Genomic DNA, 18,072 nt, shown 5'->3' on the forward strand with positions numbered 1-18,072 from the left:
TGCGCAAGCAGCTACCAAAAACAATAGCAATCTGGAGACAAGCATGCAAGCAAGCAGCGCAGACCACTCGGCAAGCCCGCCCCTGGTGACCATCCCGCGCGACTACAACGCCGCGCACGACCTGCTGCAGCGCAACGCATCGCGCGCCGGCAAGGTCGCGTTCATGGATGCGCTGAGCGGTGAGCAGCTGACTTACGGCGAACTCGCCGAACAATCCCACCGCTTTGCCAACGCCCTGCGCGCCCAGGGCTTCGCGCCCGAAAGCCGCGTGCTGCTGGCCGTGCTGGACACGCCGCAGTGGCCTGTCGCCTTCCTGGGCTGCATCCTGGCGGGTGTGGTGCCCGTGGCGGCCAACACCCTGCTGACCACGCAGGACTTCGAATTCATGCTGCGCGATTCGCGCGCCCAGGGCCTGGTCGTTTCAAGCGCCCTGCTGCCGACCTTTGAGCCGCTGCTGGGCAAGATAGACACGCTCAAATCGCTCATCGTCGCGGGTGTTGAAGAGTCCGCGGGGCACACCACCCTCGCCGCCCTGCTGCGTGCATCGCCGACCACCCCAAACGTCGCGGCCACCTGCGCCGACGACGCCTGCTTCTGGCTGTATTCCAGCGGCTCCACCGGCGCGCCCAAAGGCACGGTGCACCTGCACAGCCACCTCATCCAGACGGCCGAACTCTATGGCCGCGGCGTGCTGGGCATACGCGAGTCCGACGTGGTGTATTCAGCCGCCAAGCTGTTTTTTGCCTACGGCTTGGGCAACGCGCTGACTTTCCCGATGAGCGTGGGCGCCACCACGGTGCTGCTGCCCGCGCGCCCGGCGCCGGCCGAGGTCTTCGCCCTGCTCAGGAAATACCAGCCGACGATTTTTTACGGCGTGCCCACGCTGTACGCCGCCCTGCTGGCCGACCCGGCCAGGCCGGCGAAGTCCGAACTGCGCCTGCGCGTCTGCACCAGCGCCGGTGAAGCCCTTCCCGCCGAAATCGGCAAGAAGTGGACGGCGCACTACGGCTGCGAAATCCTCGACGGCATAGGCTCCACCGAGATGCTGCACATCTTTTTGTCCAACCGGCCCGGCCAGGTGCGCTACGGCACCACCGGCCAGGCGGTGCCGGGTTATGCGCTGCGCATCATCGGCGACGACGGCCGCGAATGCGCCGACGGCGAGATCGGCGAGCTGCAGATCAGCGGCCCCAGCGCCGCCATCATGTACTGGAACAACCGCGCCAAAACCAAGGCCACCTTCGCCGGCGAATGGACCAAGAGCGGCGACAAGTACACCCGCGACGCCGACGGTTTTTACACCTACGGCGGGCGCAGCGACGACATGCTCAAGGTCGGCGGCATCTACGTCTCGCCCTTTGAGGTCGAAGCCTGCCTGATGACGCATGCCACGGTGCTCGAAGTGGCGGTGATCGGCCTGGCCGATGCCGACGAGCTCATCAAGCCCAAAGCCTATGTGGTGTTCAAGGCCGGCCAGAGCGCCACCATGGACGAACTCAAGGCCCATGTGAAGCAGCAGCTTGCGCCTTACAAATACCCACGCTGGATAGAGTTCGTCACTGAGCTGCCCAAAACGGCCACCGGCAAGATCCAGCGCTTCAAGCTGCGGCAGCCGCGTTGAACCCGGACACGAAAACGGAACGCCACCGACACGCCCATGCGCGCCGCGCGGCAGGAATTCAGCGCCAAAAAACCTGCCGGCAGGCCCAAACCGGGCACAGCTATTGCTTTAGATGTAAACAATTTAATCCTCAATCTCGGGTTTTACACTAGGCTCGCCCACACAACGCACGCTTACTATTCGTCTAACTGTCTTCAGTCTCAACCAGGAGCTATTCCATGACTTCACGCCGACTTGTATTGACCCGTAGCGCCGCCGTGATCGGCGCCGCATCCACCGGCCTTTTGCTGCCCGAAATCGTGCGTGCGCAGTCCGCCAAGGTGCGTGTGGGCTTCATGCTGCCCTATACCGGCACATTCGCGCAGCTCGGCGTGGCCATCGAAAACGGCTTCCGCATGGCAATCAACGAACAGGGTGGCAAGCTGGGCGGCCGCGAAATCGAATACTTCAAGGTGGACGACGAGTCCGAACCGTCCAAGGGCATTGAAAACGCCAACAAGCTGGTGCAGCGCGACAAGGTCGACGTGCTGATCGGCACGGTGCACTCGGGCGTGCAGATGGGCATCCAGAAAGTCGCGCGCGACACCGGCGTGCTGAGCCTGATCCCCAACGCCGGCGTGCATGCCGCCACGCGCAGCCTGTGCGCACCCAACGTGTTCCGCACCTCCTTCAGCAATTCGCAGCCGACCCGGGCCTTGGGCAAGGCCATGGTGGACCGCGGCCACAAGAAAGCCGTCTGGATCACCTGGAAATACGCCGCAGGCGACGAGGCCTTTGAAGGCTTCAAGGAAAGCTACACCGCAGCCGGCGGCACCATCGTCAAGGAACTGGGCCTGCCTTTCCCGCAGGTCGAGTTCCAGGCCCTGCTGACCGAAATCGCCGCGCTCAAGCCTGACGCCGTGGCCTGCTTCTTCGCCGGCGGCGGCGCCGCCAAGTTCATCAAGGACTACGCGGCCGCGGGCCTGAAGGACAAGATCCCGCTGTACGGCTCCGGCTTCCTGACCGAAGGCGTGCTCGACGCGGCCGGCCCCGCCGCCAACGGCATCATCACCACCATGCACTACAGCGACTCGCTGCCGACGCAGCGCAACGGCCAGTTCCGCCTGAGCTACGCCAAGACCTTCAGGCTGCAGCCCGACGTCTACGCGGTGCAGGGCTACGACACCGGCCTGCTGCTGATCCAGGGCGCCAACGCCGTCAAGGGCGACCTGAGCAGCAAACCGGCCCTGTACAAAGCCATGGAAAGCGCCGTCATCGACAGTCCGCGCGGCAAGTGGACCATGAGCCCGTCGCACAACCCGGTGCAGGACATGTACCTGCGCGTGGTCGAGAACAAGGAAAACAAGGTGATCGGCGTTGCCGCCAAGGCCCTGGCAGACTCCGGCGCCGGCTGCAAGATGGCCTGATCATTTCAGACCGGCGCAATGGGAGGTCTTCAGGCCTCCCATTTTTTTGAATAGCTGGCACGGACCATGCTGACCGGCCTCTGGCAAATGCTATCTTCACGTCCATGACGCTCACTACCTATCTTCTCTACGTCGCCGCGGTCGCCTTGCTGATCCTCACGCCGGGCCCCACCATGTTGATGTGCATGACGAATGCGCTCAACCACGGCCCGCGCAAGGCCATGACCTCGGTGGCCGGAAGCGTGGCTGCGGTTTTGTGCGTGATGCTGCTGTCGGCCATGGGCCTGGGTGCGCTGCTGGCGGCGTCCGAGACTGCGTTCACGGTGGCCAAGGTCATTGGCGCGGCGTATTTGATCTGGCTGGGCATCAAGACCTTTCGCAGCGAAGCGGCCGTCTTTGATCCTGCGGCCGGTGAAGCGCCGGCCCAACGCCGCTCCTTCTTCCTGCGCGGTTTCCTCGTCGGCGCCAGCAACCCCAAGGCCGTGCTGTTTTTCGCGGCCTTCTTCCCGCAGTTCCTGAACCCGGCCGCGCCCTTTGTGCCGCAGTTCGCCATCCTCGCCCTGACCTTCATGGCCTTTGAGTTCACGGTGCTCACATGCTGCGCGCTCGGTGTCTCGCGCATCGCGCCGCTGCTGCGCTCCAGCCGCGCCGTGCGCTGGTTCAACCGGGTCTCCGGTGGACTCTTCACTTTGATGGGCAGCCTTCTTTTGTTCACCCGCCGCCACACCTGAACCTGATTTATGGATTTAGCCAACGTTCTCATCCAGCTGCTCAACAGCGTCCAGTACGGCCTGTTGCTGTTCATGCTGGCCGCCGGCCTCACGCTGATCTTCGGCATCATGGGCGTGGTCAACCTGGCCCACGGCAGTTTCTACATGCTGGGCGCCTACCTGGCCTGGTCGCTCAGCACGCTGACGGGCAGCCTCACGCTGGCCATCCTGCTGGGCGCGGTGCTGTCCATCATCTTCGGCCTGGCGCTGGAGTGGCTGCTGTTTCGCCACTTCTACAAACGCGACCACCTGGACCAGGTGCTGCTGACCTTCGGCCTGATCTACATCTTTGAAGAGCTGCGCTCCATCCTCTGGGGTGACGACGTGCACGGCGTCACGATTCCTGACCTGCTGAGCGCCTCGATCCCGTTGACCGACAACCTCTCCTACCCCGTCTACCGCCTCTTCATGTCCGGCGTCTGCATCGCGCTGGCGCTGGGCCTGTACTGGATGATCTCGCGCACCCGCCTGGGCATGAAGATACGCGCCGGCGCCTTCAACCGCGACATGGCCGAATCACTGGGCATCAACATCAAGCTGATCCACGCCGTGGTCTTCGCACTCGGCGTGGGCCTGGCCGCCGTGGCGGGCATGATCGCCGCGCCTGTCGCCAGCGTCTACCCCAACATGGGCTCGCAGGTGCTCATCATGTGTTTTGTGGTGGTGGTGATTGGCGGCATAGGCTCGGTGCGCGGCGCGCTGATTTCCGCGCTGCTGGTCGGCCTGGTCGATACCTTCGGCAAGGTGCTGTTGCCTTCCATGGCGGGCATGCTGGTGTATATGTTGATGGCGGCCGTGCTGCTCTGGAAACCAGAAGGTTTGTTTAAACAATGAGCTCGGCAAAAGCAAATCTTGAAATCCTGCCGCGCGGCGTGCAGGTGGCCTTGGGCCTGGGCTTGGTCGCGCTCGTCGCCTTCCCTTTTGTCGGCGCCGACTTCTACACCCAGATGGTCACGCGCATGATGATCATGGCGATCTTTGCCATGAGCCTGGACTTGCTGCTGGGCGTGACCGGCCTGGTGTCGCTGGGCCACGCGGCCTACTTCGGCCTGGCCGGTTATGCGCTGGCCTTCCTGACACCCGCAGGCGCGCCCGTGAGCCTGTGGTGGACGCTGCCGGTGGCGGTACTGGCCTCGGGCTTGGCCGCGCTCATCATCGGATTTTTTGTGGTGCGCACGCACGGCATCTACTTCATCATGGTCACCATGGCGTTTGCGCAGATGGTGTTCTATCTCTTCTTCGACAACAAAGTCCTGGGCGGCTCCGACGGCCTCTACGTCAACTTCAAGCCCAGCGCGGCCATCTTCGGCTGGGTGCCCTTCGACCTGGACAACAAGGTCACGCTGTATTACTTCACGCTGGGCGCGATGCTGCTGGTCTACGCCTTTTTGCGCCGCCTGCTCTGGAGCCCCTTCGGACGCACCCTTGCCGGCATCCGCGTCAACGAGCACCGCATGCGCGCCATGGGCTTCGGCAGCTTCGGCTACAAGCTGTCGGCCTTCACGCTGGCCGGCGCGCTCGCGGGCCTGGCCGGCTACCTGTGGGGCACGCAGACCGGCTACATCAACCCCGAACTCATGGGCTTTCACATGAGCGCGCACGCCATCATGATGGTGATCCTGGGCGGCATGGGCAACTTTGCCGGCGCCATCGTCGGCGCCTTCGCGTTTGAATACCTGCTGCATATCTTCAAGGACCTGCCGCAGGTCGGCAGCGTCAACCTGGGCAAACACTGGCAGCTCTGGATGGGCCTGTTCATCGTGCTGCTCGTCACCTTCGCGCCGCGCGGCATCCTGGGCCTGGTCGAAAAATTCACCCAGCGCAAAAACAAGACGGAGGCCGGCCATGAGTGAAGTGCTGCTCTCCGCAAAAAACCTGACCAAACGATTTGGTGGCCTGGCTGCCGTCAACGACGTCTCGGTCGACCTCTGGCGCAACCACATCCACGCGGTGATCGGCCCCAACGGCGCCGGCAAGTCCACCTTGACGAATCTGCTGTCGGGCGACCTGCTGCCCACTTCAGGCACCGTGACATTGGGCAGCCACGACGTGACCGGCTGGACGCCCGAAAAGATCTCGGGCAAGGGCCTGGGCCGCAGCTACCAGAAGACCAATATCTTTTTGCCTTTCAGCGTCTGGGAGAACGTGCGGCTGGCCTCGCAGTCGCGCGCGCCGCATGCCGCGCACTGGCTCAAGCGAGCGACAAGCTTCGCGGCCGTCAACGCCCGCGCGGAACAGGCGCTGGAACTGGCCGGCCTGCAAAACCGCAAGCACAGCATCGCGGGCACCATCAGCCACGGCGAGCAGCGCCAGCTTGAAATCGCGATGACGCTGGCCACCGAGCCGCAGGTGCTGCTGCTCGACGAGCCGCTGGCCGGCATGGGCGTGGCCGAGGCCGAGCGCATGGTCGCGTTGCTGCTGGCCATCAAGAAAAACCACGGCATCCTGCTGGTCGAACACGACATGGACGCGGTGTTCACACTGGCCGACAAGCTCACCGTGATGGTCAACGGCCAGGTGATCGCCAGCGGAACGCCCGCGCAGATACGCGCCGACGCGGGCGTGCAGGCCGCGTATTTAGGCGAGGAGCACTGATGAACGCCCCCGAGAAACAGATCGACATCCTGATAGGCGCGCAGGACATCAACACCTATTACGGCGCCAGCCACGTGCTGCGCGGCATCGACTTCCACGTCGCGCGCGGCGAGACGATAGGCCTCATGGGCCGCAACGGCATGGGCAAGAGCACGCTGCTCAAAAGCATCATGGGCCTGGTCAAGCCGCGCTCGGGCTCGGTTGCGATCAACGGCAGGCCCATGACGGGCGCTGCGCCCTACGAGATCGCCCGCCAGGGCATCGCCTACGTGCCCGAAGGCCGCGGCATTTTCGGCAACCTCAGCGTGGTGGAAAACCTCAAGATGGCGGCGCGCGCCGGCACCCGGGGCCAGCGCGACTGGACATACGACCGCGTGCTCGACACCTTTCCGCGCCTGAAGGAACGCCTGGGCCACGGCGGCCAGCAGCTCTCGGGCGGCGAGCAGCAGATGCTGACCATAGGCCGGGCGCTGATGACCAACCCGGACGTGCTGATCCTCGACGAGGCCACCGAAGGCCTGGCGCCGCTGATCGCGCGCGACATCTGGCGCATCTGCGGCCTGATCCGCGAGACCGGCATCAGCAGCGTGATCGTCGACAAGAACTGGAAGCACGTCACCCAGATCACCGACCGCAACGTGATCCTGGTCAAGGGCCAGGTCGTGTTCGAGGGCAGCTCGGCCGAGCTGCACGCCAAGCCTGAGCTGCTGGCGCAATACCTGGGCGTTTAGTACCGTCTAGTCCCGTGGCTTGAGGAGAGGCTGGTACGCAACTTGCTGAAGTTGCGCACCCCTTCCCCTCCGAAAGCAAGCCATGCCTTCCACCCGCTCAATCCGCGCTGCCAGCCCGTTCCTCCTCGCGGCACTCTGCACCGCATCCAGCCTGTTCGCCACGCCGTCCCGGTCGCAGGACGCCTACCCCAGCCGGCCGGTCAAAGTCATCGTCGCGCTGCCGGCAGGCGGCAGCGTGGACATGGTGGCGCGGCAGATCAGCCAGCAGCTGACGGCCGACCTGGGCCAGCCCTTTGTGGTGGACAACCGGGCGGGCGGGTCCGGCCAGATCGGCGTACCGGTGGTCGCCAAGGCGCCGCCGGACGGCTACACCCTCATGGTGTCGCCGGCGTCCTTCCTGACCACCAACAAGAGCATTTTCAAGACCCTGCCCTACAACCCGGAAACCGACTTTGTACCCGTGACCAAGCTGGTCAACCAGGCCATGGTGCTGGTGGTGCGTGACAAGGCCAAGTACGCAACACCGGCCGCTGTGCTGGCGGCGGCCAAAGCCAACCCGGGCAAGCTGACCTATGCCTCCTCGGGCGACGGCAGCCCGCAGCACCTGGCCGGCCTCATGTTTGAAAGCCAGACCGGCGTCAAGCTGCTGCACATCCCCTACAAGGGCGGCGCGCCGGCGATCACCGACCTCATAGGCGGCGTGGTGGACATGGCTTTCGCGCCGCTGCCGGAGGCGCTGCCGCACATCAAGTCCGGCAAGCTGCACCCGGTGGGCGTGCTCAGCGAGAAGCGCGCCATTTCGGCGCCGGAAATCCCGACGCTGAAGGAAGGCGGCGTGAACAATGTGGTGCTGTCGGCCTGGATCGCCCTGCTGGCCCCCGCCAAAACGCCCCAGCCCATCCTGGACAGCCTCGGCAAGTCCGTGAAGGCCATGCTGCGCGGCGACGCCAAGAACCGCTTCATTGAAATCGGCATGGAGCCGGCCGTCGATGAAGCCAAACCCCTGGCACAGGTGATTTCGGAAGAAATCCGCATCCATGCCGACCTGGTGAAGGCGGCCGGGCTGGTGCCGCAGTAAGGCTGTTGCTGCAGCTGTTGCGCTACAGCAAGGAGCGCAATTCCCTCGCCGCATCCAGCAGCAAAGGCAGCAGCTCGCGCTGCATCGCCTCAGGCCGCAGCCGCTGCGGCGACGACACCACGTTCAGCGCGGCCACAGTGTGCCCCCGCATGTCGCGCAGCGGCACGGCCAGGGCATGCACCCCCAGTTCATGCTCTTCACTGGCCACGCAGTAGTCGTCCAGCCGCACCTGCTCAACCAGGGCCTTGAGCTTGCGCGCATCAGTCACCGTGTGCAAGGTCAGCCGCGCGAGGTTGCCGCTTTCGGTTTTGGCTTTCAGCCAGGCGCCGAATTCGCTTTTTGTCTTGGCGGCCAGCAGGATGCGGCCGGTGGAGGTGGCATGCGCCGGCAAACGTGCGCCCAGGTGGAGGCCGTAAGCCAGCACCCGCGCCTGCGTGGTTTTGGCATCGGCCGAAGACTTCCACTCAAAACCGCTGCGGCCGATGATGACGATCTCGTCGCCGTCCAGCACCGCGACCGAAAACGATTCCTGCGTCTGCGCGGCCAGCCGGTTCAGCGCGGGCTGGATGGCGCGCGGCAAACGCGCTGTCGCGAGATAGCTGCCTGAGAAGCGCAACACCTTGGGCGCAAGCCAGAAATAACTGCCGTCGGTTTCAAGGTAACCCAGGTGCGTGAGCGTGAGCAGGTGGCGCCGCGCCGCGGCGCGCGTGATGCCGGCGCGCTCGGCGGCCAGCGTGGCATTGAGGCGCTGGCGCTGCGTGTCAAAACTCTCCAGCACGGCCATGCCCTTGGCCATGCCTTCGATCATGTCGGCCTTGGCGATCGCAAAGGCGCCGGGTTTCACTGCGGTGCGGGAGGTGACCATTGCGCGATCATCGCACAAACATGCCAAACATCGTGCAAAGGCGTTTGGTCCCGCTGGCGTCACCGTGGCCGCCAGCCTACCCTCAAGTGAACGGATTCATCGAGGACAAGACATGCGTGTACAGGTTGCCATCGTGGGCGGCGGCCCCGCCGGGCATTTGCTCGGCCAGCTGCTCCACAAGGCCGGCATCAGCGCCATCGTGATCGAGCAGCGCAGCCAGGACTATGTGCTGGGCCGCATACGCGCGGGCGTGCTCGAGCAAGGCACCACCGACCTGCTCGACGAGGCCGGCGTCGGCAGCCGCATGCATGCCGAAGGCCTGGTGCACGGCGGCATCTCGTTGAGCTTCGGCGGCGCCCACCACCGCATCGACCTGCAGCAGCTCACAGGCGGCAAAAGCGTCATGGTCTACGGCCAGACCGAGGTGACGCGCGACCTCATGGACGCGCGCGCCGCCGCGGGCCTGGCCACCGCCTATCAGGCCGAACAGGTCAGCCTGCACGACTTCGACGGCGCAAAGCCCCGGGTGCGCTATGTGCAGCACGGCGTGGCACACGAAGTGCAATGCGACTTCATCGCCGGCTGCGACGGCTTTCACGGCGTGAGCCGCGCCAGCGTGCCGCCCGGCGCGATGAAAACCTTTGAGCGCATCTACCCCTTTGGCTGGCTGGGCGTGCTGTCGGAGACGCCGCCCGTGGCCGATGAACTGGTCTACAGCAACCACGCGCGCGGCTTTGCGCTGTGCAGCATGCGCAGCCACACGCGCAGCCGCTACTACGTGCAATGCGCGCTCGACGACAAGGCCGAGCGCTGGAGCGACGACGCCTTCTGGGACGAACTGCGCCGCCGCCTGGCGCCCGAACTCGCCGAAAGCCTGGTGACCGGCCCCTCGATTGAAAAAAGCATCGCCCCGCTGCGCAGCTTTGTGGCCGAGCCCATGCGCTTCGGCCGGCTCTTCCTGGCCGGCGATGCCGCCCACATCGTACCGCCCACGGGCGCCAAGGGCCTGAACCTGGCGGCCAGCGACGTGCGTTACCTGGCACGCGCGCTGGCCAGTTTTTATGCGGGTGACGAAACCGGCATCAACAACTATTCCAACACCTGCTTGCACCGCGTCTGGAAGGCCGTGCGCTTTTCGTGGTGGTTCACCTCGCTGATGCACCAGTTCCCGGACGGCGGCGAATTCGGCCACAAGCTGCAGGAGGCCGAACTCGACTACCTGATCCATTCGCCGGCGGCCGCGACTTCGCTGGCGGAGAACTATGTGGGGCTGCCGCTGTAGCGGCGCTTTTCAACCGGCCTTGTCACGGCGGGAAACCAGCAGGTCCCCGGGCTGGCAATCGAGAAATTCACAAATACGCATCAAGGTGTCAAAGCGCACACCCTTGACCTTGCCCTGCTTGAGCAAAGAGAGGTTGGCTTCGGTGATGCCGACGTAGGCGGCCAGGTCCTTGGACCTGGCCTTGCGTTCGGACAGCATCACATCGAGTTTGACGACGATGGGCACGCGCGGAAAAGCTAAAAAGCGGAAAATTTAAACGAACTGCGCGTTCTCTTCGGCCAGCGCCACGGCCCGCGCCATCACGGCGGCGATCTGCCACACCATGCCGGCGAACAGCAGGGTCAGCAATTCGTTGCTGCCCAGGCCCAGCGACAGCGCGCGCTGCCCGGCCGGCGCGCCGACAGTCAGCACCACGGTGATCAGCATGGAGGCCACCACGCCGGTGACCACCGACGCAAAAATGCCGGCGGCAAAACCGCGCAGGTATTTGACGGTGCGCAGGCTGAAATATTCGGCCTGCGAAAAACCCGAGAAACAGCGCATGGCGCACACCAGGCCGTAAGACGCGCAGCACACCGGCAACACACCCAGCAGCACGACCAGGCATTTTTGCCCCAGCGTGATGTCCATGGCCGCGGCCTGCGCGGCCTGCAGCGAGAGGCCCGCGCGTAGCAGCAGGCTGTCCACCGGCGTGCTCAGCAGGTGGTAGGCCACCGCCAGCGGTAACGCCACCGCGAGCAAGGCGCAAGCCCAGGCCAGCACGCTGCTGATGCCCTGCACGTCAGGCCCGGCCGGGCCCAGGGGAGTTGCTATATGTTTCAAGGGCGCACCTCTTGTCTTGTGAAGAGGATTTCAGTGTCGCAGAATAATTGCTGTAAAACAATAATTAATATCTTTCAAACAGTAATTATCTCGATGAATTTTGGCGCTTTAGCGACAACCCGCGCTAGCGCCGGCAAAGCTTTGGGGTAAATTGCCTGCACGCCCGGCCAGCCGCGCCGGCCCTCTCCTCACGCTCCCACCGCTTCATGCCCACCTCCAAATCACCCGCCGCCCGCAAAACGCCCTCCTCACCCGCCACCATCCAGCCGCTCAAAGGCGTGCGCGTGCTGAGCCTGGCGCTCAACCTGCCCGGCCCGGCGGCGCTGATGCGCTGCCGCCAAATGGGCGCGAACTGCGTGAAGCTCGAGCCGCCCCCGCCCACAGGCGCGCCGGCCGGCGCCTCGGGCGACCCGATGAAGCTCTACAACCTCACGGCCTACGCGGCCCTGCATGAAGGCGTGCGCACCGCCACAGCCGACCTCAAGACCGAACGCGGCCAGAAGCTGCTGCACCGCGAACTCGCAAAGACCGACGTGCTGCTCACTTCGTTCAGGCCTTCAGCGCTGGTGAAGCTGGGCCTGACCTGGAAGGCGCTGCACAAGCAGCACCCGCAGCTGAGCCAAGTCGCCATCGTCGGCAGCCTGGGCGAGCGCGCCGAAGAGCCCGGCCACGACCTCACCTACCTGGCTGAGAACGACCTGGTCACCGGCCTGGACCTGCCCGCCACGCTGTATGCCGACATGGGCGGCTCACTGATGGCCAGCGAAGCCGTGCTTCAGGCCGTGCTGCACCAGCGCACCAAGAGCAAAGGCGTCTATCTGGAGGTTGCACTCTCCGCCGCCGCCGGCTACCTGGCCCTGCCACGCAGCTGGGGCCTCACGCAGCCTGGCGCGGCCGTAGGCGGCGGCCATGCGGGCTACCGCCTCTATGCCTGCAAGGACGGCCGCGTCGCGATGGCGGCGCTGGAGCCGCATTTCGCGGCCAGCCTGTGTGCCGCCGCGGGTGTGCAGGCCGCCGGCATGAAGGCGATGTTCGCGCCGGCCACGCATGCGGCGATTGAGACCTGGCTTAAAGGCAAGACGCGCAAGGAGCTCGACGCGCTGGCCGCGGAAAAAGACATTCCGCTGCATACGCTGGCACGGTAATACGCGCATGAGGAAGCAGGGAACGATTGCACGCTGGGACGCAGGCCGAGGGTTTGGATTTATCCGCGGCCCGGCGGCAGGCGCCGATGTCTTTTTTCATTTGCGGGATTTGCGCGGCGGCCTGCAACCGCGCGAAGGGATGCTTGTTACCTTCGAGGAAATTCACGTAGGCGGTAAAGGGCCGCGCGCGATGGCGGTTGAAGCGATGGGCGCGACGCCGGGTCTGGCCTCCGGCCGCGCCCAGCCGCCAAGCCCTGCCCGTTCCCGTGTTGAAGACAGGCACACCCCGCGTCGCCGCCCACAAAGGCAAGCCGCCGCTCCGGCTGCCGCGCAAGGTTTCGGCGCCATGCTGATCGTCATCACGGCCTACGGCGGCTTGATGCTCTGGGCTGTGTGGCGATCGCTATTGCCCTGGTGGGTATTGCCGGCGTCGTTTGTCCTCAACCTGCTGACGTTCTGGATGTACTGGGTAGACAAGCGCGCGGCGCAAACCGGCCAGTGGCGCACACCGGAGAGCACATTGCAACTGCTCGCCCTGGCGGGCGGCTGGCCCGGCGCGTGGCTCGCGCAACAGGTCCTGCGGCACAAGTCGAGCAAGGCGGCTTTCCGGGCGGTTTACTGGCTGATGGTTTTGGCGCATGGCCTGCTTCTCGGGGCGTGGCTGTTCTGGCCGCCTCTCAGGGCGGCTCTCCTCGCCTGGCTGTAATTGCAGACAGGCAGGTCGCCCGAACCTTTCAAGCTGACGAAGCCCGCCGCGCCAGCACCACCATCGCCGCCCCCAGCAGCAAGGCGCCCACGCCCTGCTGCGCGCTAAGCGGCTCGGCAAACAGCCAGGCCGCCGCGACGGCGGCTACCAGTGGCTCCACCAGCGTGCCTATCACCGTCGCGGTCGGCGACAGGCGCCGCGCGCCCCAGGCAAACGCCAGGTAGGCAATCGAGGTGGTGAAGACGCCGGTGTAGCCCACCTGCAGCCAGGCGGTGGTGTGCTGCGGCCAGGTGATGCCTTGCGAGACAGCGATGGCCAGCATCAGCAGCGCGGCTGCGCTCATGCTCCAGGCCGAGGCCGTGACGGCCGGCACCTGCGCGGGCATACGGGCGTTGCCCAGCACCACCAGCGAATACAGCCCGGCCGACGCCAGCGACCAGGCCAGGCCTGCCGCGTAGTGGGCCGGCAGGCTCAGGCCCTCGCCGGGCATGGCGATCAGGCCCACGCCCAGCAAGGCCAGACCCAGCGCGAGAAACAGCCGGCCGCTCGCGCGCTCATAACCGCGCAGCACCGACAGGAGTGCGACGATGACAGGCGCGCAGCAGATCGAGATCACCGTGGGCAGCGCCGCGCCTATGTAGCCCATGGCGATAAACCAGCTCGTGACGTTCAGCGCCATGGCCAGGCCCGTGCCGACTACAAGCGCTTTGCCGCGGCCGGGCAGATGGCGCCAGTGCGCCGTGTGCGATGCGGCCGGCAGTTGCCGCCAATGCCACCACCACAAGAGTGGCAAGCCCAACGCGAAGCGTGCCAAAGACAGGCTGTAGGGCGCCATGCCCCCGGCCATCACGGATTGGGCGACCAGGGCGCCCACGCCCCACAAGACGCCCGCAAGCAAGACACCGCCCCAGGCCAGGGTGGCCGATGTTTGGGTTTTCATGAAAAAATTTCTCCGTCCATGCGCCGGCCGCAGGCGGGTTCGCCGCGAAAAAAGCAGACAGGCGCGTCAACTCAAGGCCGCGCGCTGTTCCACAAGAACAGGCACGGCCGAAGGGCGCAGCCCGGCATCAAGCCGGGTGCATCACAGGATGACGGAGGGAGGCGAAAGCTGGAGTTGCATGAGTCGCATCATAACGAAGGAGCTGCGCCGGCGTAAACCACGTTGCCTCGCGCAGGCCGCTCAAAGACTTGCCTCACGAAGGCATACAGGGCCCAAAGCAGCAACAAGGGAATCACCAATGTTTGCAGCACAAAGATCACGATGAGCTTGATGATGTGTTCCGTGGCCTGCTCGGCGGCGCGCTTGAGATTGTCGACATGCTTGCCCACGTCGCCGTTTTTGGCGAGCCAGTCTTTCATGCTGTCGATCAGGCCGCGGTTGTCGGGCGTGGCGACACCGGCGGGGTTGAGTTGATTCGCCTGGCCCGTGGTGCTGTCTATGAGTTGCTGGCTGGCCGCGTAATCGGCCGCCAGGAATTTTTGCCACAGCAGGTCGCTGCCCAGGGTGACCACAGGCACCGCAAAACGCAGCATCAACAAAATCACCAGCAGCCTTGAAAGCCATGGCGGCACCTGCGGCCTGCGCAACTGGCACCACCACCAGCCCAGCGCGACGGCGCTCAAGGCCAGCGACACCGGCCAGTAGCTGCCTATGCTGATCAGCGCCTTCTGGATGCCGAAGGCGACGCTGGCCGCCAGCATCAGGTGCGAGAACTGCTCGACCAGGTCGTTCACCGGGTCCAGGATCTGCCCCGGCGTGAAGGTCACGCCCACGCCGAAAGGCTGGACCGAGGCCTCGGTGCCCTGCGCCACGGAGATCACGGCATTGAGCAGGCGCGCGGTCGCGAAGCTGACCAGCGCGCGCTTGAGGCCCGCATCGACCTGCTGCATGGCCGGTGCGTCCAGCGGCGCCAGCCAGGCGCAGGCCGTGACGGCCGCCATGGTGAAAGCCACAAGGGCTTTGCGTGCGATGTGCATGGGATCTCCCCGGGATTGTGATCAGAGATGTATTCGCCGAAGCCGCGAGGCGATCACTTCGCCCGCCGCAGCCCTGGGCCATCTTGCCAGAAGAGATTACTGGCGGCGGTTCAGGGCTTAGCGACCCTTGCGGCCCGAAGGCTTGCCGCCGGCGCCCTGCGCCAGCGGGGGCAGGCCGGTGTGGCGTGTCAGCAGGCGGCCCTTGACCACTGGCGAGGCCTTGACCGTGGTGGCCGTAGCGGTGCCCGTCGAGTTCTTGCGCCGCGCGCTGGTGTAACTGCCGTCGGTCAGGGGCTGGAAGGTCGGGATCAGGTGGTGTTTGCCGTTGCCGATCAGGTCGGCGCGGCCCATGGCCTTGAGCGCCTCGCGCAGCACCGGCCAGTTGTTGGGGTCGTGGTAACGCAAGAAGGCCTTGTGCAGCCGGCGGCGGCGCTCGCCGCGCACGATGTCCACCGTCTCGCTGTCGCGCGTGACCTTGCGCAGCGGGTTCTTGTTGGTGTGGTACATGGTCGTGGCCGTGGCCATGGGGCTGGGGTAGAAGGTCTGCACCTGGTCGGCGCGAAAACCATTCTTCTTGAGCCAGATCGCCAGGTTCATCATGTCTTCGTCGCTGGTGCCCGGGTGGGCCGCGATGAAGTAGGGAATCAGGAACTGCTTCTTGCCGGCTTCGAGGCTGTACTTCTCGAACATCTGCTTGAACTTGTCATAGCTGCCGATACCGGGCTTCATCATCTTGGTGAGCGGGCCCTGCTCGGTGTGCTCGGGCGCGATCTTGAGGTAGCCGCCCACGTGGTGCGTCACCAGCTCTTTCACGTACTCGGGGCTTTGCACGGCCAGGTCGTAGCGCAGGCCGGAGCTGATGAGGATTTTCTTCACGCCCTTCAAGGCCCGCGCGCGGCGGTACATCTTGATCAGCGGGTTGTGGTCGGTATTGAGGTTGGAGCAGATGCCCGGGTACACGCACGAAGGCTTGCGGCAGGCGGCCTCGATCTCGGGCGACTTGCAGCCTATGCGGTACATGTTGGCGGTGGGCCCGCCCAGGTCGGAGATCGCGCCGGTAAAACCCTTGACGGTGTCGCGGATCGCCTCGATCTCGCGGATCACCGAGTCTTCAGAGCGGCTCTGGATGATGCGGCCTTCATGCTCGGTGATGGAGCAGAAGGTGCAGCCGCCGAAGCAGCCGCGCATGATGTTGACCGAAAAGCGGATCATCTCCCACGCGGGAATCTTGGTCGCGCCGTCGTGGCTGCCATTCTCGTCGGCATAACGCGGGTGCGGCGAGCGCGCGTAAGGCAGATCGAACACGTAGTCCATCTCGGCCGTGGTCAGCGGGATGGGCGGCGGCGTGATCCACACGTCGCGCGCCGTGGCGCCTTCGCCATGCGCCTGCACCAGCGCGCGGGCATTGCCGGGGTTGGTTTCGAGGTGCAGCACGCGGTTGGCGTGGGCGTACAGCACCGCATCGCTTTTCACCTGTTCGTAAGACGGCAGGCGAATCACCGAGCGGTCGCGCGGCGGGACTTTGATCTTGCCTTGCGCGGTCTGCACGGTTGACGGCAAGTTGGGGTTGGCGACAAAGGTCAGCGGCTTGATGGCCGGATTGGCCGCAGCCTTCGCCACGACGGGAGAGCCCACCGATTCGGCCTTGACCGCTACTTCAGTCGCCTCGTCCTCACGCGCGCAGGTCGCGCCCTGCTCGCGCGCCTGGTCGGAAATCATCAGATACGGGTTGACGTGCGCCTCGACCCGGCCCGGCGCGTCCACGCTGGTGGAGTCGATCTCGAACCAGCCCTGGGCGCTTTCGTCGCCGCTGCGGCGAATAAAAGCCGTGCCGCGCACGTCGGTGATGTTGGCCACCGGTTCCTTGGCTGCCAGGCGGTGGGCGATCTCGACGATGGCGCGCTCGGCATTGCCGTAGAGCAGCAGGTCGCATTTCGAATCGACCACCACGCTGCGGCGCACCTTGTCCGACCAGTAGTCGTAATGCGCGATGCGGCGCAGCGAGCCTTCGATGCCGCCCAGGATGATGGGCACGTCTTTATAGGCTTCGCGGCAGCGCTGCGAATACACCAGGGCCGCGCGGTCGGGGCGCTTGCCGCCTATGTCGCCGGAGGTGTAGGCGTCGTCGCTGCGGATCTTGTGGTCCGCCGTGTAGCGGTTGATCATCGAGTCCATGTTGCCGGCGGTCACGCCGAAGAACAGGTTGGGCTTGCCCAGCACCTTGAAGGGATCGGCGCTTTGCCATTCGGGCTGGGCGATGATGCCGACGCGAAAGCCCTGCGCCTCCAGCATGCGGCCTATGACGGCCATGCCGAAACTCGGGTGGTCCACATAGGCGTCACCCGTGACCACGATGATGTCGCAGCTGTCCCAGCCAAGCGCGTCCATTTCGGCCCGGCTGGTGGGCAGGAACTTGGCCGTGCCGAAGCGGGCCGCCCAGTACTTGCGGTAGCTGGTGAGCGGCTTGGCGGCGCGCGTGAAGAAGGAGACGTCGACGGGGGCGTTCATGGGGGTCTTTGGGTAACCCTCGATTGTAAGGTTTACCCTGAGCTGTGCCTCTTTATCCGGCATTTAAGCCCTACAAAGACGCTACTAGCGGCCCCCAGCGTGGTTAAAGTGGCCCTGTGACCACGGATTGCACTGTTTTTCGCTCCAAACCACGCCCCTGGCACCTGATGACACCTTCTTTCGCCGGCTGGCTTGCCGACCTGATGTTGCTGCTGCACGTGGCCATCGTGGCCTTTGCCGTCCTGGGCCAGCTGCTGTTCATGGCCGGCGGCCTGAGCGGCTGGGCCTGGGTGCGCAAGTTGTGGGTGCGTCTTGCGCACCTGGCGTTGATTGCCTTTGTCGTGCTGCAAAGCTGGCTGGGGCAGACCTGCCCGCTCACAATCTGGGAACAGTCGCTGCGATTGCAGGCCGGGCAAAACGCGTATGCCGAATCGTTTATCGAGCACTGGCTTTCGAGGTTGATCTTTTTCAACGCGCCGGCCTGGGTTTTTGCCGCGGCCTACACCGCGTTCGGTGTGCTGGTGCTGCTGAGCTGGTGGTGGTGGCCGCCGCGCCGCGCACGCTGA

General features: G+C 65.1%; 18 protein-coding genes. 12 read left to right on the forward strand and 6 right to left on the reverse strand.

The window, feature by feature from the left end:
* Positions 1–43: 43 nt before the first annotated feature.
* The 8 genes from ACLV8F_RS00855 (at position 44) to ACLV8F_RS00890 (ending at position 8,201) form a co-directional block, all read left to right on the forward strand.
* On the forward strand, positions 44–1,621 hold the full coding sequence (locus tag ACLV8F_RS00855) for a benzoate-CoA ligase family protein (protein ID WP_411882352.1): 1,578 nt from the start codon (positions 44–46) through the stop codon (positions 1,619–1,621).
* 218 nt (positions 1,622–1,839) lie between these two features.
* Complete coding sequence (locus tag ACLV8F_RS00860; protein WP_411882353.1) at positions 1,840–3,027, forward strand: ABC transporter substrate-binding protein; 1,188 nt, start codon at positions 1,840–1,842, stop codon at positions 3,025–3,027.
* Between the two features lie 104 nt (positions 3,028–3,131).
* On the forward strand, positions 3,132–3,758 hold the full coding sequence (locus ACLV8F_RS00865) for a LysE family translocator (RefSeq protein WP_411882354.1): 627 nt from the start codon (positions 3,132–3,134) through the stop codon (positions 3,756–3,758).
* 9 nt (positions 3,759–3,767) lie between these two features.
* Complete coding sequence (locus ACLV8F_RS00870; RefSeq protein ID WP_411882355.1) at positions 3,768–4,631, forward strand: branched-chain amino acid ABC transporter permease; 864 nt, start codon at positions 3,768–3,770, stop codon at positions 4,629–4,631.
* The gene (locus ACLV8F_RS00875; RefSeq protein WP_411882356.1) at positions 4,628–5,650 is read left to right on the forward strand and encodes a branched-chain amino acid ABC transporter permease; all 1,023 of its coding nucleotides are present in this window, start codon (positions 4,628–4,630) and stop codon (positions 5,648–5,650) included. The genes ACLV8F_RS00870 and ACLV8F_RS00875 overlap by 4 nt, the downstream gene beginning before the upstream one ends.
* Positions 5,643–6,392 (forward strand): ABC transporter ATP-binding protein, encoded by a 750-nt coding sequence (locus ACLV8F_RS00880; protein WP_411882357.1) that lies wholly within the window; start codon positions 5,643–5,645, stop codon positions 6,390–6,392. The genes ACLV8F_RS00875 and ACLV8F_RS00880 overlap by 8 nt, the downstream gene beginning before the upstream one ends.
* A complete protein-coding gene (locus ACLV8F_RS00885; protein WP_411882358.1) occupies positions 6,392–7,123 on the forward strand; it encodes an ABC transporter ATP-binding protein in 732 nt (243 codons plus the stop codon). Before ACLV8F_RS00880 ends, ACLV8F_RS00885 begins: the two co-directional genes overlap by 1 nt.
* Positions 7,124–7,205: 82 nt before the next feature.
* Positions 7,206–8,201 (forward strand): Bug family tripartite tricarboxylate transporter substrate binding protein, encoded by a 996-nt coding sequence (locus tag ACLV8F_RS00890; protein WP_411882359.1) that lies wholly within the window; start codon positions 7,206–7,208, stop codon positions 8,199–8,201.
* A gap of 22 nt (positions 8,202–8,223) precedes the next feature.
* Here the strand turns inward: ACLV8F_RS00890 and ACLV8F_RS00895 are convergent, their stop codons facing one another.
* A complete protein-coding gene (locus tag ACLV8F_RS00895) occupies positions 8,224–9,066 on the reverse strand; it encodes an IclR family transcriptional regulator C-terminal domain-containing protein (RefSeq protein ID WP_411882360.1) in 843 nt (280 codons plus the stop codon).
* A 112-nt stretch (positions 9,067–9,178) separates the two neighbouring features.
* On the opposite strand from ACLV8F_RS00895, the gene pobA reads away from it, so the two are divergent.
* Positions 9,179–10,348, forward strand: coding sequence for a 4-hydroxybenzoate 3-monooxygenase (pobA, locus tag ACLV8F_RS00900; RefSeq protein ID WP_411882361.1), 1,170 nt, complete (start codon positions 9,179–9,181; stop codon positions 10,346–10,348).
* A 9-nt stretch (positions 10,349–10,357) separates the two neighbouring features.
* Here pobA and ACLV8F_RS00905 read toward each other — a convergent pair whose 3' ends face one another.
* Positions 10,358–10,573, reverse strand: a complete 216-nt coding sequence (locus ACLV8F_RS00905) for a helix-turn-helix domain-containing protein (RefSeq protein ID WP_411882362.1) — start codon at positions 10,571–10,573, stop codon at positions 10,358–10,360.
* Positions 10,574–10,600: 27 nt separating this feature from the next.
* Positions 10,601–11,170 (reverse strand): DUF2975 domain-containing protein, encoded by a 570-nt coding sequence (locus ACLV8F_RS00910; RefSeq protein ID WP_411882363.1) that lies wholly within the window; start codon positions 11,168–11,170, stop codon positions 10,601–10,603.
* 206 nt (positions 11,171–11,376) lie between these two features.
* On the opposite strand from ACLV8F_RS00910, the gene ACLV8F_RS00915 reads away from it, so the two are divergent.
* Both ACLV8F_RS00915 and ACLV8F_RS00920 read left to right on the forward strand, forming a co-directional pair.
* On the forward strand, positions 11,377–12,315 hold the full coding sequence (locus ACLV8F_RS00915; protein WP_411882364.1) for a CoA transferase: 939 nt from the start codon (positions 11,377–11,379) through the stop codon (positions 12,313–12,315).
* A gap of 7 nt (positions 12,316–12,322) precedes the next feature.
* Positions 12,323–13,021 carry a DUF1294 domain-containing protein gene (locus ACLV8F_RS00920; protein WP_411882365.1) on the forward strand — a complete coding sequence of 233 codons (699 nt, stop codon included), beginning with the start codon at positions 12,323–12,325 and terminating at the stop codon, positions 13,019–13,021.
* Positions 13,022–13,049: 28 nt separating this feature from the next.
* On the opposite strand, the gene ACLV8F_RS00925 is transcribed toward ACLV8F_RS00920, so the two are convergent.
* The 3 genes from ACLV8F_RS00925 to ACLV8F_RS00935 all read right to left on the reverse strand — a co-directional run bounded on the left by ACLV8F_RS00925 (position 13,050) and on the right by ACLV8F_RS00935 (position 17,506).
* The gene (locus tag ACLV8F_RS00925; protein ID WP_411882366.1) at positions 13,050–13,961 is read right to left on the reverse strand and encodes a DMT family transporter; all 912 of its coding nucleotides are present in this window, start codon (positions 13,959–13,961) and stop codon (positions 13,050–13,052) included.
* A gap of 188 nt (positions 13,962–14,149) precedes the next feature.
* The gene (locus ACLV8F_RS00930; protein WP_411882367.1) at positions 14,150–14,998 is read right to left on the reverse strand and encodes a hypothetical protein; all 849 of its coding nucleotides are present in this window, start codon (positions 14,996–14,998) and stop codon (positions 14,150–14,152) included.
* Positions 14,999–15,115: 117 nt separating this feature from the next.
* A complete protein-coding gene (locus ACLV8F_RS00935; RefSeq protein ID WP_411882368.1) occupies positions 15,116–17,506 on the reverse strand; it encodes a YgiQ family radical SAM protein in 2,391 nt (796 codons plus the stop codon).
* 167 nt (positions 17,507–17,673) lie between these two features.
* Here ACLV8F_RS00935 and ACLV8F_RS00940 point away from each other — a divergent pair, with 167 nt between their 5' ends.
* Positions 17,674–18,072: a DUF2784 domain-containing protein gene (locus ACLV8F_RS00940; protein WP_411882369.1), complete on the forward strand. Its 399-nt coding sequence runs from the start codon at positions 17,674–17,676 to the stop codon at positions 18,070–18,072.

Source organism: Polaromonas sp. YR568, assembly GCF_943369675.1.
GTDB lineage: Bacteria > Pseudomonadota > Gammaproteobacteria > Burkholderiales > Burkholderiaceae_C > Polaromonas.

Bases quoted from the DNA above. Each gene is read 5' to 3' on its own strand.
- ACLV8F_RS00855 (WP_411882352.1), top strand. From the start codon at position 44: ATGCAAGCAAGCAGCGCAGACCACTCGGCAAGCCCGCCCCTGGTGACC.
- ACLV8F_RS00860 (WP_411882353.1), top strand. From the start codon at position 1,840: ATGACTTCACGCCGACTTGTATTGACCCGTAGCGCCGCCGTGATCGGC.
- ACLV8F_RS00865 (WP_411882354.1), top strand. From the start codon at position 3,132: ATGACGCTCACTACCTATCTTCTCTACGTCGCCGCGGTCGCCTTGCTG.
- ACLV8F_RS00870 (WP_411882355.1), top strand. From the start codon at position 3,768: ATGGATTTAGCCAACGTTCTCATCCAGCTGCTCAACAGCGTCCAGTAC.
- ACLV8F_RS00875 (WP_411882356.1), top strand. From the start codon at position 4,628: ATGAGCTCGGCAAAAGCAAATCTTGAAATCCTGCCGCGCGGCGTGCAG.
- ACLV8F_RS00880 (WP_411882357.1), top strand. From the start codon at position 5,643: ATGAGTGAAGTGCTGCTCTCCGCAAAAAACCTGACCAAACGATTTGGT.
- ACLV8F_RS00885 (WP_411882358.1), top strand. From the start codon at position 6,392: ATGAACGCCCCCGAGAAACAGATCGACATCCTGATAGGCGCGCAGGAC.
- ACLV8F_RS00890 (WP_411882359.1), top strand. From the start codon at position 7,206: ATGCCTTCCACCCGCTCAATCCGCGCTGCCAGCCCGTTCCTCCTCGCG.
- ACLV8F_RS00895 (WP_411882360.1), bottom strand. From the start codon at position 9,066: ATGGTCACCTCCCGCACCGCAGTGAAACCCGGCGCCTTTGCGATCGCC.
- pobA (WP_411882361.1), top strand. From the start codon at position 9,179: ATGCGTGTACAGGTTGCCATCGTGGGCGGCGGCCCCGCCGGGCATTTG.
- ACLV8F_RS00915 (WP_411882364.1), top strand. From the start codon at position 11,377: ATGCCCACCTCCAAATCACCCGCCGCCCGCAAAACGCCCTCCTCACCC.
- ACLV8F_RS00920 (WP_411882365.1), top strand. From the start codon at position 12,323: ATGAGGAAGCAGGGAACGATTGCACGCTGGGACGCAGGCCGAGGGTTT.
- ACLV8F_RS00925 (WP_411882366.1), bottom strand. From the start codon at position 13,961: ATGAAAACCCAAACATCGGCCACCCTGGCCTGGGGCGGTGTCTTGCTT.
- ACLV8F_RS00930 (WP_411882367.1), bottom strand. From the start codon at position 14,998: ATGCACATCGCACGCAAAGCCCTTGTGGCTTTCACCATGGCGGCCGTC.
- ACLV8F_RS00935 (WP_411882368.1), bottom strand. From the start codon at position 17,506: ATGAACGCCCCCGTCGACGTCTCCTTCTTCACGCGCGCCGCCAAGCCG.
- ACLV8F_RS00940 (WP_411882369.1), top strand. From the start codon at position 17,674: ATGACACCTTCTTTCGCCGGCTGGCTTGCCGACCTGATGTTGCTGCTG.